Raw genomic sequence first — 15,546 nt, forward strand, 5'->3', positions numbered from 1 at the left:
GTTCCACGGCAAATAGTATGCCATCAAATTATCTCCCGGCGAACGGGATCCCATAGGGTGGGAGCGTGACCAAGAAGACGCAGCAGGCCGACGCGGTGGACGAGATCCTCGCCCAGTGGCACAGGGAACGCCCCGACCTGGATCTGGCAGCCATAGGGATCTTCGGCAGGCTGGGGCGGCTCTCCCTCCTCCTCGGACCAGCCCTCGACGAGGTGGCCGCCCGGCACGGACTGCGACCCGGCGAGTTCGACGTACTGGCCACCCTGCGCCGCTCCGGGTCCCCGTATACGCTCATCCCGTCGGCACTCGCCCAGACCCTGATGCTCTCCCGCGCCGGAATGACCAACCGGCTGGACCGCCTGGAGGCCGCCGGTCTGGTGGAACGCACCCTCGACCCCGCGGACCGCCGCAGCTTCCGGGTCTCCCTCACCGACCGTGGCCATGAACGCGTCGACGCCGCAGTCACCGACCACGTCGCGAACGAGACTCGACTCCTTTCCGCCCTCACTCCCGAGGAGCGCGCGGCCCTCGACCGGGCCCTGCGTGGCCTCCTGCACGCCATCGGGTAACAGCCGCATCACACCGCAGGTCACGGGCGGGTACATGCCAGCGGAGTGGCCTCGTGCCCGATATACACCCAGCCACAGCGGCATGCCATCGCTGGACGAAGCCGGTCAGCGGCCACCGCGACTGATGGACGATGCCGGTCATCGGACCTGGCCACGCAATCGTGGCGGGGCCCAACGCGGCACATCCGGACGATCCGGCACCTGGAGAGAACGGTTCCGTGATCGCCGTCAGCGCTCGGAACGACGCACGCACTGACGAGGGGCTGGACTCCGATCGCCGCCGTGTTGTGGACAGCCCCCCGTCAACCCACTACGTGACCACGACTGACATCCTGGCGCGCTGCATCACTCATGAGCGGGGACCGGCGACTGGAACACAGCGCCACGCGCCCGCTTCCTGAGGCACTGCCGGCTCAGTGCTCGCGCGGCCGGACCGGCTGACGGGTGTCCTCCCACCCCAGCCGCCCTGTGCCGCTCCCCCCACCCGGGCGGGTTGGCCGGGCGCGGCAACGGCTCGGCACCCACAGGTGGTTGTCTCCGCTGAGCAAGACACGGCCATCGGGTCTGGCCCTCGTCACGGCGGGCCTCCCAGCCGGCACCCGTCACCCGGCCCTCTCCCCACAACGGCCCGTCCGCAGCACACTTGACCAAGAACGCCATCGCCGCCGGAGGGGGACGTGACATGCGGGACAGCCATCGGAGCGAGGCCGAGAGGCTGTTGGCCCGGGCCGTCGAGGAGGAGGTGCGGCGCTCGGGCGGCCGCATCGAGGGGCAGGTGCTGCTGTCGCGGGCCCGTGGCGCGCTCGACGCCATGGCCGGGGCGGCGGCGGAGGAGTACGAGGCGTACACCCGGGCGCTGGACGAGGCGGACGCCGGCCGGCTCACGTTCGGACAGCGCTTCGCACGCGAGGGCGGCGCCACCCCCCTGATGGTGGCCGGCGTCGCCGCCGTCGCGGCCGCCGTGTCCGACCTGGCGCTCGGCACCGGCGCGAGCACCGCGGTGGGCGCGGGCGTCACCGTGGGTGTCGTCGGCGCGGCGGCCACCGTCGCGAAGGTCGCCGGCACGCACCTGCCCGCCGCCCACCAGCGCGCGGGCGCCGTCGGCCAGCCCGGCGGCCCGCAGCAGCTGCGCCTGCAGTGGCTGACGGCGCTGGAGGTGCGCGGCATCCGCCCCTTCCTCGACCAGCAGCGGGTGCTCAGCGCCTCCACCGGCCCGAAGAAGACGGGCCCGCGGCTGAGGGGCGCCGACAAGAGCGCCGCCGCGCGCGGCCGGAACGTACTGGAGCAGTCGTTCGCCCAACTCCCCGAGCCGATGGGTCCGTTCGCGGGCCGTCGGCAGGAGATGGCCCGCATCGGGCAGTGGGTGCAGGCGGCACGCGCGAGTACGGAGACCAGGCCGACGGTCGTCGTCCTGCACGGCCCGCCCGGCAGCGGCCGTACCGCACTGGCGGTCCGCGCGGCCCACGAGCTCAAGGACCAGTTCCGCGGCGCGTGCGTGGTGGACCTGCGCGGCGACACCACGGAGGAGCCGCCGCTGCCGACGCGGGACGCCCTGCTGCATCTGCTGAACCGGCTGGGCGCCCCCCGCGAACAACTCCTCTTCCGTGAGCGCTCGTCGGCGGAGCAGCAGATCAAACGGCTCGGCGAGCTCTACCACCAGCACCTCACCGGCCTCCCGGTCACGGTCGTCCTGGACGACGCCTCGGACGCACGGCAGGTCCGCACCCTGGTGCCCGAACGTTCCGACAGCCTGGTCCTGGTCACCTCCCGCGACCCGCTCGACCTGTCCGGCCTCGCCGCCTGGGTGCACCACCTCCCCGTCGAGGCGCTGGACGCGGCCGGCGCGGAGGAGCTGCTGACCGCGGCGGCACAGGACTCCTCGGGCCCCTACGACGCCGAATCGGCCGACCGGATCCGGCAGTTGTGCGGCGGCCTGCCGCTGGCGCTGCGCGTCGCCGGCTCGTCGCTGGGCCCGCGCTCACCGCGCGCACTGGCGACGGACCTGGGCGCGTACGGCCCGGTGGAGCCGATCGAGCGGGTGCTGTGGCTGCGCTACACCGACCAGTCGGAGGCGGCCCGGCGTCTGCTGCGCCGGCTCGCGCTGGCCGGCCGGGCCTCGCTGGGCGCGGCTGCGGCGGCGGCGCTGATGGCCACGGACGAGGCGGAGGCCACCCGTCATCTGGAGGAGCTGGCCCGCTCGGGCCTCATCGACCACGTCCGCGGAAACCGCTACCGGCTCCACGACCTGGTCCGCGCCTTCGCCCAGGCCCGCCTCCTCGACGAGGAGGAACCCGCGGAGCGTACGGCGGCACAGGAGCGGCTGATCGTGAACTACGCCGACCTCGCCGACTCCGTGCTGCGGCTGGTCGACGGCAACATGTCGACCCGCTCGGACCGCTTCAGCCCGCACGGCTTCACCTCGCTGGACGACGCGTTGCGCTGGCTGGACGACGAGTCGAGCTTCATCACGGCGGCCCTGCGGCACACGGAGGACGCCAACCAGGCGGCGGTGCTGAACCTGCTGGGCGCCCTGTGCGACTACTGCCTGCTGCGCGGCGACCTCTACCGCCTCGGTGAGATCAGCGAGCTCGCGCAGGCCGTGGACAAGGGCCTGCTGGTCCGCTCGGTGCAGTGGCGCACCGGCATCGCGGCCCGTCAGCTCGGCGAACTCGACAAGGCCCGCGCGACCCTGACCTCGGTGGTCGAGCTCTACATGGAGGCCCAGCACGACGCGGGCGCGGCCCGTGCCCTGTGCTCCCTCGGCATCACCCTGCACCACCAGGGCAACCTCACCGAGGCGGCCGCCAAGCTCCGCGAGGCCCTGGACCTCCAGTCGGCGCCCGAGCTGTCGACGGACCGCGCCTGGACCATGCACGCCCTGGCTGCGGTGGAACGCGACCGCGGCCATGTCGCCGAGTCCCTGGACCTGCTGACCGAGTCCCTGGACCTGCACCGGGCCGGCGAGTCCCTGCACGGCGAGGCGTGGGCCCACTTCCAGCTCGGCCAGCTGGGCCTGCGGATGGGCGACGTACCGCGGGCGGACGAGGACCTGCGGGCGGCCCTGGACCTGTACGGCCGCACCCGCGACGCCCGCGGCGAGGCCTGGGCCCTGACCCAGCTGTCCCGGGCCCGGCTGGTCGCCGGCGACCCGTCCCCGGCGGTGGACGGTCTGCGCCGGGCCGCCGCCCGCCACCGCGACAACGAGGACGCGCGCGGCGAGGCCTGGTCCCTCTACTACCTGGGCCAGGCCCTGGAGGAGACGGGCAACCTCGACCTCGCGGTACGGGAGCTGGAGCGGTCGCGGACGATGTTCTCCCGGATGCGCGACGTGTACGGGCTCGCGTGCGCCCGGCACCACTCGGCACGGGTGACCCGCGACCAGCGGGCGGCCCAGACGGGCTCCCTGCGCAACTCCGGATTCGCCCGGCAGCTCCTGGTGGACGCCCGGGCCGACTTCCAGCGCATCGGCGTCGCGCACGGCGAGGCGTGGACCTGCCTGGAGCTGGCGGTCGTCGATGCCGGGAACACCCGCACCCAGCAGGCGCTGACGCTGTGCGACGACGCGATCGGCCTGTTCGCGTCGTACGGCGACCGGCGCGGCGAGGACTGGGCCCGCTTCCTGCGCTCCACCCTGCTGCCGTACGCCGCCCCCGGCGGGGTGGAGGTCGGCACGGCGGTGGCCCAGGAGGAACTGGCCCAGCTGTCCCGCACCGGCCACCCCCTGCGCGACACGAAGCTGGACGGCTGCGTCGAGGCGTACCAGCTGCTGCTGGAACGCGGCGTGAACCTGGAGGAGGGGTGGCAGGCCTGGCGGCTCGGCATGGTGCCGAACCGCCACGCACGCGAGGTCATGGGAGTGGCGGCAGCCGCCCGGCACTGAGAGGTGCCGGGCCCCCGGGGACCTTCGCCGTCAGCCCTGCTGCGGCTTCGCCGTGCCGGCCGCCTCGGCGGAGTCCCCGGAATCTGCCTTCGGATCCGGGACCTCCGTGAACTCGACCCTGTTCATGTGGCGGTTCATGGACTTCATCAGGCCCCAGACCGCCAGTGCCATCACCGCGAAGACGATGAATCCGAGGACGCCGGGGGTGACCTTGTCCTCGTCCACCTCCTTGGCGAGGGTGACGAGCTGTGTCATTGCCAGGCTTGCGCTTGCGCTCATGTCAGGCATTGTCGCGGATGCCCGCAAACAGGTCGTCCTCGGGGAGGGAGGTATCGACGAGGGACTTCGCGAGCTCGTACTCCTCGGTCGGCCAGACCTCCTTCTGGATCTCCATCGGGACCTTGAACCAGCCGCCGTCGGGGTCGATCTGCGTGGCGTGCGCGATCAGTGCCTTGTCGCGGATCTCATAGAAGTCCGCGCACGGAACATGCGTGGTGATCGTGCGCTCGGTGCGCTGGAACTCGTCCCACCGCTTGAGCCAGTCCCCGTACGGCGACTCCAGACCGCGGTCCAGCATCGCGTTGTGCAGCGCCTCGGTGCGGGGGCGGTTGAAGCCCTGGTTGTAGTAGAGCTTGCGCGGCTGGTACGCCGGGCCGAACTCCGCCTCCGGGTACTTCTCGGCGTCCGCCGCACCCTCGAAGGCCACCATCGAGATCTTGTGGGTCATGATGTGGTCGGGGTGCGGGTAGCCGCCGTTCTCGTCGTAGGTGGTGATCACCTGCGGACGGAACGAACGGATCTGCTTCACCAGCTCACCGGCCGCCTTGTCGACGTCCTCCAGGGCGAAGCAGCCCTCCGGCAGCGGCGGCAGCGGGTCGCCCTCGGGCAGGCCGGAGTCGACGAAGCCGAGCCACTCCTGCTTCACCCCGAGGATCTCGCGGGCCTCGTCCATCTCCTTCTTGCGTACCTCGTGGATGTGCTCCTCGATGTACTTGTCGCCCTGAAGCTTCGGATTGAGGATGGAGCCGCGCTCCCCGCCCGTGCAGGTCACGACCAGCACGTCCACCCCCTCGGACACGTACTTCGCCATGGTGGCCGCGCCCTTGCTCGACTCGTCGTCGGGGTGGGCGTGCACGGCCATCAGTCGCAGCTGGTCAGTCAAGACTCAATCCTCGTGGTCGGCGCCCCGGTGTGCCCCGGGGCAATGAAGTAGGGGCCGTCCCGCAGGGACGTCGTTGAGGGGCGGTGGTCGGGTGGCGGGCGGGAGGCTTCTATAGTGACCGAATCGAGGGGCGGATAATTCCGGGGTACGGCCCGCAGGTCCCTCTTTCTGGACATCGGTCCCGCCCCGGCGGAGAGGACGATCATGAGCACGGCGAGCACCCGAGTGCCAGAGGGCCGTTACGGCCGCTCCTCGGACGCGCGCGCCGACCGCACGCTCAAGCTCGTCGGCGGCATCCTCGGGGCGCTGCTCCTGGCACTGGTCGGCTATTTCGCCTATTACTACGTCGGCCAGAACAAGATCAGCGCCGAGGTGATCGAGTTCGACGCCCGGCAGGACGCGGTGAAGGTGCATCTGGAGGTCCGCAAGGACGCCGGCGCCTCCGGCTACTGCACCCTGCGCTCCCAGGCGGAGAACGGTGCCGAGGTGGGCCGGGCCGACTTCCGCTTCGACGGCGACGCCACCCGGATCGACAAGGTCGTCACGCTCCGTACGACGTCCCGGGGAACGACGGCCGAGCTGCTCGGTTGCCACTCCGACTGATCCAACCGCCCGAATCCGATCGACCTTGGTCGACATCGACCGGATCGGTCCGCAATACGTAGGCGCTGACCTGCGTTGATGCGATTCTGATGGCTTATGTCCTCCCCCTTCGGCCTTTGAATTGTTAGGCTCGTGGTTTCGCCCTTCCGTGAAGGAACATCCTTCTGGGTAGGGCGATGCTTTGTATTCCCAGTACCGACGAGGAGCACCTGTGACCCAGACCAGCGAGAACGTCACCTGGCTGACCCAGGAGGCGTACAACCAGCTCAAGGCCGAGCTGGAGTACCTGTCTGGTCCTGCGCGCACGGAGATCGCCGCCAAGATCGCGGCCGCGCGCGAGGAGGGCGACCTGCGCGAGAACGGCGGGTACCACGCGGCCAAGGAGGAGCAGGGCAAGCAGGAACTCCGTGTGCGCCAGCTGACCCAACTCCTGGAGAACGCCAAGGTCGGCGAGGCGCCGGCGTCGGCGGACGGTGCGGTGGCGCCCGGCATGGTCGTGACGATCGCCTTCGACGGCGACGAGGACGACACGATGACCTTCCTGCTCGCCTCGCGCGAGTACGCGAGCTCCGACATCGAGACGTACTCGCCGCAGTCCCCGCTGGGCTCCGGCGTGATCGGCCACAAGGTCGGCGAGGACGCCCAGTACGAGCTGCCGAACGGCAAGATCGCCTCGGTGAAGATCCTCAAGGCCGAGCCCTACAACGGCTGATCCCGCCCCTCGGGACCTTCAGCACCGGTCTTCCACGAGCCCCCGCCGCCTCCCGGCGCCGGGGGCTTCGCCATGAACGTCACCGGGACCAGCAGGATCGACGGACTCCCCGACGCAGTCGCACGTCTGCGCCCGCCGGTCCCGGGACCGGCGGGCGCAGAGGCTCGGTCGGCTAGTTGGCGAGCGACCCGTGATGGGCGTCGGACGCGGAGTGCCACGCCTGCACACCCGCTCGGGAGGCTTCCTTGGCCTGGTGCCATTTCGCGGCCGCCTGCTGGGCAGGGGGCACGTCCATGTCGCGGATCATGTGCCGGCCCGCGGCATACACGGCGATGGCTCCGATGGCCATGCCGACGCCTGCCACCATGGCACCGGCCGCGGTGAGCACGGCACTGGTCTTGACGAGCCGAGTGTCGATGTCGATCGTCCGATGGGACATCTGGTGGTGCTGGTTCATGACTCCACCATCCAACGGGGCGCAGCGCCTCGCATCCCCACCGACGGCTCGCGCCGCGGTACGGGCCCGAGCCGTCGGTGGGGATGTGGGCGTACTGCTCGCGAGCCTCATGTCCGCAGCAAGGAGACCCCTCCCTGCGTGAAGGGCCTTCTTGCTTCCGAAAGCCGTCAGCCCGTCGTCCGGCGGTACTTGCGGACCGCGAGTGTGCGGAAGGTCAGGATGATCACGACCGACCAGATCAGCGAGGCCCACACCGGGTGCTGCATGGGCCAGGCGTCGGGCGTCTTGAAGCCCGGGGGAAGGTTGCCGAACAGCTCGCGGCATGCCTGCACGGTGGCGCTGAACGGGTTCCACTCCGCGATGTGCCGCAGGAAGGTGGGCATCTGGTTGGCGTCCACGAAGGCGTTCGAGATGAACGTCAGCGGAAACAGCCAGATCAGACCGCCCGAGGTCGCCGCTTCAGGAGTGCGCACGGACAGGCCGATGAGGGCGCCGATCCACGAGAACGCGTAACCGAGAAGCAGCAGCAGCCCAAAGCCGGCGAGCACCTTGCCGAGGTTCTCGTGCGTGCGCCAGCCGACGATCAGGGCGACGACCGCCAGGACGACGAGGGTGAGGGCCGTCTGCACCAGGTCGGCGAAGGTGCGCCCGGTCAGCACCGCGCCACGGGCCATCGGCAGGGAGCGGAAGCGGTCGATCAGACCCTTGTGCATGTCGTCGGCGATACCCGCACCCGCACCCGCCGTGGCGAACGTGACGGTCTGGGCGAAGATGCCGGCCATCAGGAACTCACGGTAGGCCTGGGTGGAGTTGGACGAGCCGACCTGGATCGAGCCACCGAACACGTAAGTGAACAGCACCACGAACATGATTGGCTGGATCAGCCCGAAGATGAGCACCTCCGGAATCCGGCCCATTCGGATCAAATTCCTACGGGCGATGACCGCGGAATCGTTGATGGCGCTCACTTCGCGGCCTCCTTCTTGTCGTGCTTGTTCTTGTCCTGCTTGCTCTTGTCCTGCTTGCCGTTCTCCTCGTTCTTGACCTCGGCGACGTGGCCCGTCAGGGACAGGAACACGTCGTCGAGGGTGGGGCGGCGCAGCCCGATGTCGTCGATCTCGATGCCGCGGGTGTCGAGCTCGCGGATGACCTCGGCGAGCAGCTTGGCGCCACCGGTCACGGGGACGGTGAGCTTGCGCATGTGGTCCTCGACCGTGGTGTCGCCCTTGCCGAAGCCGCGCAGCACCTCCGAGGCGGTCTGTATGTCGTCGCGCTCGTGCACCACCACCTCGACGCGCTCGCCGCCGGTGCGGGCCTTGAGCTGGTCGGAGGTGCCCGTGGCGATGACATGGCCGTGGTCGACGACGGCTATGTCGTGTGCGAGGTGGTCGGCCTCTTCGAGGTACTGGGTGGTCAGCAGCAGCGTCGTACCGCCGGAGACCAGTTGCTTGATGACCTCCCACAGCAGTTGGCGGTTGCGGGGGTCGAGGCCGGTGGTGGGCTCGTCCATGAACATCACGGGAGGCGAGACCACCAGGGCGGCCGCGAGGTCGAGTCGGCGGCGCATGCCTCCGGAGTAGGTCTTCGTGGGCCGGTCGGCGGCGTTGGCGAGGTCGAACTGCTCCAGCAGCTCGCCCGCGCGGGCCTTCGCCGCCCTGGCCTTCATCTGGTAGAGCTGGCCGACCATCTGGAGGTTCTCGCGGCCGGTGAGGTATTCGTCGACCGCGGCGAACTGGCCGGACAGGCCGATGGAGCGGCGGACGGCGTCGGGATTCTTCAGGACATCGATGCCGGCGACGACCGCCGAGCCGCTGTCCGGCCGCAGCAGGGTCGTCAGACAGCGGACGGCCGTCGTCTTGCCCGCGCCATTCGGCCCGAGCAGACCCAGGACGGTGCCCTCGGGGACATCGAAGTCCACGCCGTCCAGAGCCTTTACGTCGCCGAAGGTCTTCACCAGGCCTTCGGCATAGATGGCGCCTGGCATATGAGTCTCCACGTCATCGGGGAAGCTTCGGAAGGGCTGGGTTCGCGCTTTTCATTCATCTCAGCGGTGAATCTTCGAGACACACCATAACGCGATGTATCGCGTCTCTCAATGGACTTACCCGAATGAGTGACAAAGAGCCTCCGAGCTGGACTTTCGTCCTCCGCATCGCGCTTCAGCGCGACCGTGCGCGCCTCAGTCGATGACGGTGTAGCCCGCCTCGCGCAGGGCCCGGCCGACCTCGACGCAGTGCGCGGGACCCTTCGTCTCCAGGTGCAGCTCGACCTCCGCCTCCGTGAGCCCGAGCCGCGGGTCGGTCCGTACGTGACTCACATCGAGGACGTTAGCGTCCACCACTGACAACACCCCGAGAAGCGTCGCGAGCGCACCCGGCCGGTCCGTCAGGCGCAGACGTACGGCCAGGTAGCGGCCCTGCGCGGCCATTCCGTGCCGCAGGACGCGCTCCAGCAGCACCGGGTCGACGTTCCCGCCGGACAGCACCGCGACGACCGGGCCCTCGAAGGCGCCGGGGTCGCTCAGCAGCGCCGCGACCGGGCTCGCCCCGGCCGGCTCGACGACCAGCTTGGCCCGCTCCAGGCACAGCAGCAGGGCGGTGGCCAGCTCGTCCTCGGAGACCGTGCGGACCTCGTCCACCAGATCACCGATGATCCGGAACGGCACGTCACCGGGCCGGCCGACCTTGATGCCGTCGGCCATCGTCGCCGGGTTGTCGACGGCGACCGGGTGCCCGGCCGCGAGCGAGGGCGGGTACGCCGCGGCGCCCGCCGCCTGCACGCCCACGATGCGCACGTCGGGCCGCAGCGACTTCACCGCCGTCGCGATGCCCGCCGCGAGCCCTCCCCCGCCGATGCCGACGACGATCGTGCGCACCTCCGGGCACTGTTCCAGGATCTCCAGGCCGACCGTGCCCTGACCTGCGATGACGTCGGGATGGTCGAAGGGGTGGATGAACACCGCGCCGGTCTCCGCCGCGTACTCCTGCGCCGCCGCCAGCGTCTCGTCGACCACCTGTCCGTGCAGGCGCACCTCGGCGCCGTAGTCCTGCGTCGCGCTGATCTTCGGCAGCGGCGCGCCCTTCGGCATGAACACCGTCGAACGCACGCCGAGCAGCGACGACGCCAGAGCGACACCCTGCGCGTGGTTGCCGGCGCTCGCCGCCACGACCCCCGCCGCGCGCTCCTCCGGCAGCAGCCCGGCGATCCGGACATAGGCGCCGCGCAGCTTGAACGATCCGGTCCGCTGAAGGTTCTCGCACTTCAGGTGCACCGGCGCACCCACCAGCTGGGACAGGTGCCTGCTGCCCTCCATCGCCGTCACCCGCGCCACGCCCATGAGCATCTTCTGGGCGCCCCGTACGTCGTCGAGCGTGACGGGAGGCAAGGAGTCAGCCGTGCGGTAGCTCATGACACAAGTCTCGCAGTTCACAGGCGCGGAGCCCGGGTGTGACCAAGCACCGAGATGGGTTTGCGCAGCGCCGGTACACCCCGCCTCCGGGCCGCGTACCCTGTCCCCCAACCCAGCACCCCCTTCATGAAGTGAGCCCCAGGCCATGCCCACAACACCTGAAATGTCGATGGACATGACGACCGTCGCTGACAGCGGTCTCCTGGACACGCTGCAGCACGAGGTGGCGGTGTTCGCCCGCCGTGCCGAACAGACCCGGCTCGGTGGCGTCGGGCAGGTGCGCAACTCCATGGACCGTGCCGCATACCTGCTGCTCAACCGCCTGGACAAGGAAGGCCCCATGGGGGTCAAGGCGCTCGCCGCGAGCATGGGGATCGACTCGTCGACCGTCACCCGGCAGGTGGCTCCGCTCGTCGACACGGGGCTCGTCAAGCGGACCTCGCACCCCGAGGACGGACGTGCGGTGGTGCTCCAGCTGTCCCCGCGCGGGCAGTCGCGACTGGAGGAAGTGCGCTCATCGCGACGCCAGTTGATGGCCGAGCTGACGCAGGACTGGGCACCCGAGGAGCGCGAGACGTTCTGCGCGCTCCTCACCCGCTTCAACGTCGCGCTCTCCACCCGGATGGCGGCCCAGGGAATCACGGGCACGGAGCCGAACGCGGCGACCTGACCCGACCCGAACGGCACGCACCGGGCCCGGCCGAGGTGGACCCGCACTCCACCGCACCCCCGGCCGGCACGCACGCGTGCCCGGATGATCCGCTCCCGGCTCTTGACCCCGGGCCGTCGCTGGCCTCATATGAAACCGGGTCCTCCTCAAGCGCGACCGGTGTGTCACGCGCGGGGCCGGGGCCGGTTCCTCAGAGCGCGGTCAGGCGGGAGGGGCGGTGGGACGACGCAAGGCGGTCCAGGACGCCCGCCGGGACCGGGAGTTCGAGGCCTTCGTCGCCGGTGCGGCCGGGCGGCTGCTGCATGCCGCCACGCTGCTCACGGCGGAGCCGAAGGAGGACAACCCGCGCGCGCGGCGCCTGCTGACGCTGTCCCTCGCGCACACGTACGCGTGCTGGGACCGACTGCGCGGTGAGGACCCGTACGACCGCACCCGCCAGTACCTGGCCACCCGCTTCTCGCGCGCCGCCTGGCACCAGTACGGCGGCCTGGGCGTCCTCGGCCGCTCCCGCACCCACGCCGCGGGCCCGCTCGCGAGCCTCAGCCCCCAGGAACGCCTGATCCTGGTCCTGCGGCTGTACGAGGGCGTCGCGGAGGAACAGACGGCGGCGCTGCTGGGCCTGCCGAGGGAGCGCGTCCACACGATCTGCGACCGGGCGACGGCGACGCTGCTGCACCCGCCGCGCGGACCCGCCCCGGCCGTACTGGGGGCGAAGGCGGTGTCACCGTGAACCGCACCGAACGGGAAGCGGCCGCCCGGCAGATCATGGAGCGCACGCCGCCGCCTGTGCCGCCCGAGCTGTACACCGAGGTCGTCCGACGCGGCGGCCACCTGCTGCGCCGCAGGAGGATCACACTGCGGCTGACATACCTGTTGCTGTTCGCGGCAGCGGTGGCGTTCGTGGTGTGGGCGCTGACGGCCCACCCGTGGGTGGAGCCGCCGTCGGAGACGACTCCACCCCTGACGGGCTGGTGAGAGCCCTTTCAGCAGGGCTCCTAGCCGAGCGCCCGCTGAAGGTCCTCCAGCAGATCGTCGACGTTCTCGATGCCCACGGAGAGGCGGACGAGGTCGGCGGGCACCTCCAGGGCCGAGCCGGTCACCGAGGCGTGGGTCATGCGGCCCGGGTGCTCGATGAGGGACTCGACGCCGCCCAGGGACTCGCCGAGCGTGAACAGCTCGGCGCGGTTGCAGACCTCGACGGCGGCTTCCTCCCCACCCGTGACCTGGAAGGACACCATGCCGCCGAACGCCTTCATCTGCTTGGCGGCGACCTCGTGACCGGGGTGCTCGGGCAGGCCGGGGTACAGAACACGCGTCACGCGCGCGTGCCGGGTCAGCATGTCGGCGATCTTCGTGGCGTTCTCGCTGTGCCGGTCCATGCGCACCGACAGCGTCTTGGTGCCGCGCAGCACCAGCCAGGAGTCGAAGGGCCCGGCGACCGCGCCCATGGCGTTCTGGTGGAAGGCCAGTTCATCGCCCAGATCCGAGTCACCGACGATCAGGGCGCCGCCGACGACGTCCGAGTGACCGCCCATGTACTTGGTCAGCGAGTGCACCACCACGTCCGCGCCGAGGGACAGCGGCTGCTGGAGATACGGCGTGGCGAAGGTGTTGTCGACGACCAGCTTCGCGCCCGCGTCCCGCGCGATCTGCGCGACGGCCGCAATATCAGTGATGCCGAGCAGCGGATTGGAAGGTGTCTCCACCCAGACGACCTTGGTCTTCGGGGTGATGGCGGCCCGCACGGCGGCAGGGTCGCTGGTGTCGGCGACCGACCACTCCACACCCCACCGGGCGACGACCTTCGCGAACAGCCGGAACGTGCCGCCGTACGCGTCGTTGGGGATCACCACGTGGTCCCCCGGGCTGAGCAGCGTACGCAACAGGCAGTCCTCGGCCGCCAGTCCGGACGCGAACGCAAGCCCGCGACGACCGCCTTCCAGGGCGGCGAGATTCTCCTCCAGAGCGGTCCTGGTCGGATTGGCGCTACGGCTGTACTCGTAGCCCCCACGCAGGCCGCCGACGCCGTCCTGCTTATAGGTCGAAACCTGATAGATCGGCGGGACGACCGCGCCGGTGAGGGGATCGGCGGTGTTGCCCGCGTGGATCGCGAGGGTCTCGAAGTGCTGACTGATGTGCCTGTCGCTCATGAGCAACGAGCGTAGTCCGCGAACGCTCCTGATGCCGGGCTGCCGCCGGACCCGACGATGGCGCACCCAAAAAGCGCCGCACTCTCGGCGTCGCTCGAATCCAGATTCAACCGACGCCGACACGCACCCGCGTACGGCGCGAAGGGGCCGTACCGGGGGGGGTGTCCGCCCGCAGCGGCCGGCGTCAACGAGGTGGACTTCTCAGGTACGGCAACCGCCGGCCCGAGGACGGACCCCGTTACCTTCTAGACGGCCTCGATCTTGGGGCTCCCGGCCTTCTGGCCCGGCATGACTTTTGCCCCCTGTCGACCATGACCCGGGGGGTGGTGTCACCGGGTCGGGAGGCGCCGGTAGATCGCTAATAGGGGCAGGAGCGCCGGAACTTCTGGCAACGCTCTTCGTAACGTGGTTGCCGGATGTCGGCGCCGTGCCTTGGCCGGGAAGACAGACCCTTATCGGAGGAACGAAGTGCTCGACACCCGCGACGTGGCCGTGTTCCTCGGCCTGGACGTCGGCAAGGGCGAACACCACGCCACCGGCCTTACGCCGGACGGCAAGAGCGTGGTCGACAAGCCGCTGCCGAACAGCGAGCCGAAGATGCGGGCCATGCTCGACAAGCTCACGGCGAAGTACGGCCGTGTGCTGTTGGTGGTCGACCAGCCTGCCTCGATCGGCGCTCTGCCGCTGGCCGTGGCCCGCGATGCGGGCTGCGAGGTCGCCTACCTTCCGGGCCTGACGATGCGGCGGATCGCGGACCTCTACCCGGGTGAGGGCAAGACCGACGCGAGGGACGCGGCGATCATCGCGGACGCCGCCCGCACCATGCCGCACACGCTCCGCTCGATCGAGCTGAACGACGAGACCGTCGCCGAACTCCACATGATCGTGGGCTTCGATGACGACCTCGCCGGCGAGGTCACCCGGGTCGCGAACCGATTGCGCGGCCTGCTCACCCAGATCCACCCTCACCTCGAACGCGTACTCGGTCCGCGCGTCCAGCACCCGGCCGTCCTCACGCTGCTGGAACAGTTCGGCTCGCCCAAGGCGATCCGCAAGGCCGGCCGGCGCCGACTGGTCACGCTGCTGCGGCCTAAGGCCCCGCGGATGGCCGAGCGGCTGGTCGAGGACATCTTCACCGCGCTCGACGAGCAGACCGTCGTGGTCCCGGGCACCGACGCGGCCGCAGTGATCGTCCCCAAGCTCGCAAAGAACCTCGCCGCACTGCTGGACCAGCGCAAAACAACTCGCCTCCTCCATCGAGGAGTTGCTGGAGGCCCACCCTCTTTCCGAGCTCCTGACGTCGATGCCGGGGATAGGCGTCAGGACCGGAGCCAGGATCCTCATCGACGTCGGCGACGGCACCGCCTTCCCCACCGCCGGACACCTCGCCGCCTACGCCGGACTCGCCCCGGTGACTCGAAGATCCGGGTCCTCGATCCGAGGCGAGAGCCCGTCCCGCCGGGGCAACAAGCACCTCAAACGGGCGTTCTTCCTGGCCGCATTCGCCTCGCTGTCCGATCCGGCCTCCCGGGCCTACTACGAGCGGAAGAAGGCCGAAGGCAAGCGGCACAAGCAGGCCCTGATGTGTCTCGCCCGCCGCCGCGTCGACGTCCTGTTCGCCATGCTCCGCGACGGCACGTTCTTCGAACCTCAAGCCGTCCCCCAAGCCGCCTGAAACATCACCAATCAACCGACCCGCCCCTTGACGAAAGAGATAGGGGCACCCCCCGGCACGGCCCCGCCCCACCCACCGGCCCGCAGGCGCTACGCACGCCCCCACCGCTGGACAACGGGCCGCCGCAGGCCCACACCCGCACCCACCATGTCCGCACCAGCCGGCCGCAGGCCCCCACCCGCACCCACCATGTCCGCACCAGCCGGCCGCAGGCCCCCACCCGCACCCACCGCGTCCGCACCAGCCGGCCGCAGGCCCC

The 15,546-nt window shown here is 70.4% G+C and carries 14 protein-coding genes and 1 pseudogene; 8 read left to right on the top strand and 7 right to left on the bottom strand.

Annotated elements, in window-relative coordinates; all coding sequences use genetic code 11:
- The first annotated feature begins 65 nt into the window (after positions 1-65).
- Entirely contained in the window at positions 66-569 is a 504-nt protein-coding gene (locus AC3ETA_RS32015; protein ID WP_432196389.1) for a MarR family winged helix-turn-helix transcriptional regulator, read from the top strand.
- Between the two features lie 682 nt (positions 570-1,251).
- Positions 1,252-4,449 carry an AAA family ATPase gene (locus AC3ETA_RS32020; protein ID WP_432196462.1) on the top strand — a complete coding sequence of 1,066 codons (3,198 nt, stop codon included), beginning with the start codon at positions 1,252-1,254 and terminating at the stop codon, positions 4,447-4,449.
- 30 nt (positions 4,450-4,479) lie between these two features.
- Here AC3ETA_RS32020 and AC3ETA_RS32025 read toward each other — a convergent pair whose 3' ends face one another.
- Entirely contained in the window at positions 4,480-4,737 is a 258-nt protein-coding gene (locus AC3ETA_RS32025) for a hypothetical protein (protein ID WP_432196390.1), read from the bottom strand.
- Positions 4,730-5,590 carry a mycothiol conjugate amidase Mca gene (gene mca, locus AC3ETA_RS32030; RefSeq protein ID WP_269639931.1) on the bottom strand — a complete coding sequence of 287 codons (861 nt, stop codon included), beginning with the start codon at positions 5,588-5,590 and terminating at the stop codon, positions 4,730-4,732. Before mca ends, AC3ETA_RS32025 begins: the two co-directional genes overlap by 8 nt.
- Positions 5,591-5,815: 225 nt before the next feature.
- Between mca and AC3ETA_RS32035 the strand changes: the two genes are divergently transcribed.
- Entirely contained in the window at positions 5,816-6,214 is a 399-nt protein-coding gene (locus AC3ETA_RS32035) for a DUF4307 domain-containing protein (protein WP_432196391.1), read from the top strand.
- Between the two features lie 211 nt (positions 6,215-6,425).
- Complete coding sequence (greA, locus tag AC3ETA_RS32040; protein ID WP_432196392.1) at positions 6,426-6,926, top strand: transcription elongation factor GreA; 501 nt, start codon at positions 6,426-6,428, stop codon at positions 6,924-6,926.
- Positions 6,927-7,098: 172 nt separating this feature from the next.
- On the opposite strand, the gene AC3ETA_RS32045 is transcribed toward greA, so the two are convergent.
- The 4 genes from AC3ETA_RS32045 to ilvA all read right to left on the bottom strand — a co-directional run bounded on the left by AC3ETA_RS32045 (position 7,099) and on the right by ilvA (position 10,792).
- Positions 7,099-7,383, bottom strand: a complete 285-nt coding sequence (locus AC3ETA_RS32045; protein ID WP_432196393.1) for a hypothetical protein — start codon at positions 7,381-7,383, stop codon at positions 7,099-7,101.
- Between the two features lie 167 nt (positions 7,384-7,550).
- Positions 7,551-8,351, bottom strand: a complete 801-nt coding sequence (locus tag AC3ETA_RS32050; RefSeq protein ID WP_432196394.1) for an ABC transporter permease — start codon at positions 8,349-8,351, stop codon at positions 7,551-7,553.
- Positions 8,348-9,367, bottom strand: a complete 1,020-nt coding sequence (locus AC3ETA_RS32055; RefSeq protein WP_432196395.1) for an ATP-binding cassette domain-containing protein — start codon at positions 9,365-9,367, stop codon at positions 8,348-8,350. The genes AC3ETA_RS32050 and AC3ETA_RS32055 overlap by 4 nt, the downstream gene beginning before the upstream one ends.
- Positions 9,368-9,562: 195 nt before the next feature.
- Positions 9,563-10,792 (bottom strand): threonine ammonia-lyase, encoded by a 1,230-nt coding sequence (gene ilvA, locus AC3ETA_RS32060; RefSeq protein WP_432196396.1) that lies wholly within the window; start codon positions 10,790-10,792, stop codon positions 9,563-9,565.
- Between the two features lie 163 nt (positions 10,793-10,955).
- On the opposite strand from ilvA, the gene AC3ETA_RS32065 reads away from it, so the two are divergent.
- The 3 genes from AC3ETA_RS32065 (at position 10,956) to AC3ETA_RS32075 (ending at position 12,437) form a co-directional block, all read left to right on the top strand.
- A complete protein-coding gene (locus AC3ETA_RS32065; protein WP_432196463.1) occupies positions 10,956-11,462 on the top strand; it encodes a MarR family winged helix-turn-helix transcriptional regulator in 507 nt (168 codons plus the stop codon).
- 217 nt (positions 11,463-11,679) lie between these two features.
- Complete coding sequence (locus AC3ETA_RS32070; RefSeq protein WP_432196397.1) at positions 11,680-12,192, top strand: sigma factor-like helix-turn-helix DNA-binding protein; 513 nt, start codon at positions 11,680-11,682, stop codon at positions 12,190-12,192.
- Entirely contained in the window at positions 12,189-12,437 is a 249-nt protein-coding gene (locus AC3ETA_RS32075) for a hypothetical protein (RefSeq protein WP_432196398.1), read from the top strand. Before AC3ETA_RS32070 ends, AC3ETA_RS32075 begins: the two co-directional genes overlap by 4 nt.
- A 20-nt stretch (positions 12,438-12,457) precedes the next feature.
- On the opposite strand, the gene AC3ETA_RS32080 is transcribed toward AC3ETA_RS32075, so the two are convergent.
- Positions 12,458-13,612 (bottom strand): cystathionine gamma-synthase, encoded by a 1,155-nt coding sequence (locus AC3ETA_RS32080; RefSeq protein WP_432196399.1) that lies wholly within the window; start codon positions 13,610-13,612, stop codon positions 12,458-12,460.
- A 468-nt stretch (positions 13,613-14,080) separates the two neighbouring features.
- On the opposite strand from AC3ETA_RS32080, the pseudogene AC3ETA_RS32085 reads away from it, so the two are divergent.
- Positions 14,081-15,287: pseudogene (locus AC3ETA_RS32085) on the top strand (IS110 family RNA-guided transposase).
- Positions 15,288-15,546: the final 259 nt, after the last annotated feature.

This window comes from Streptomyces sp. bgisy027 (genome assembly GCF_057710365.1).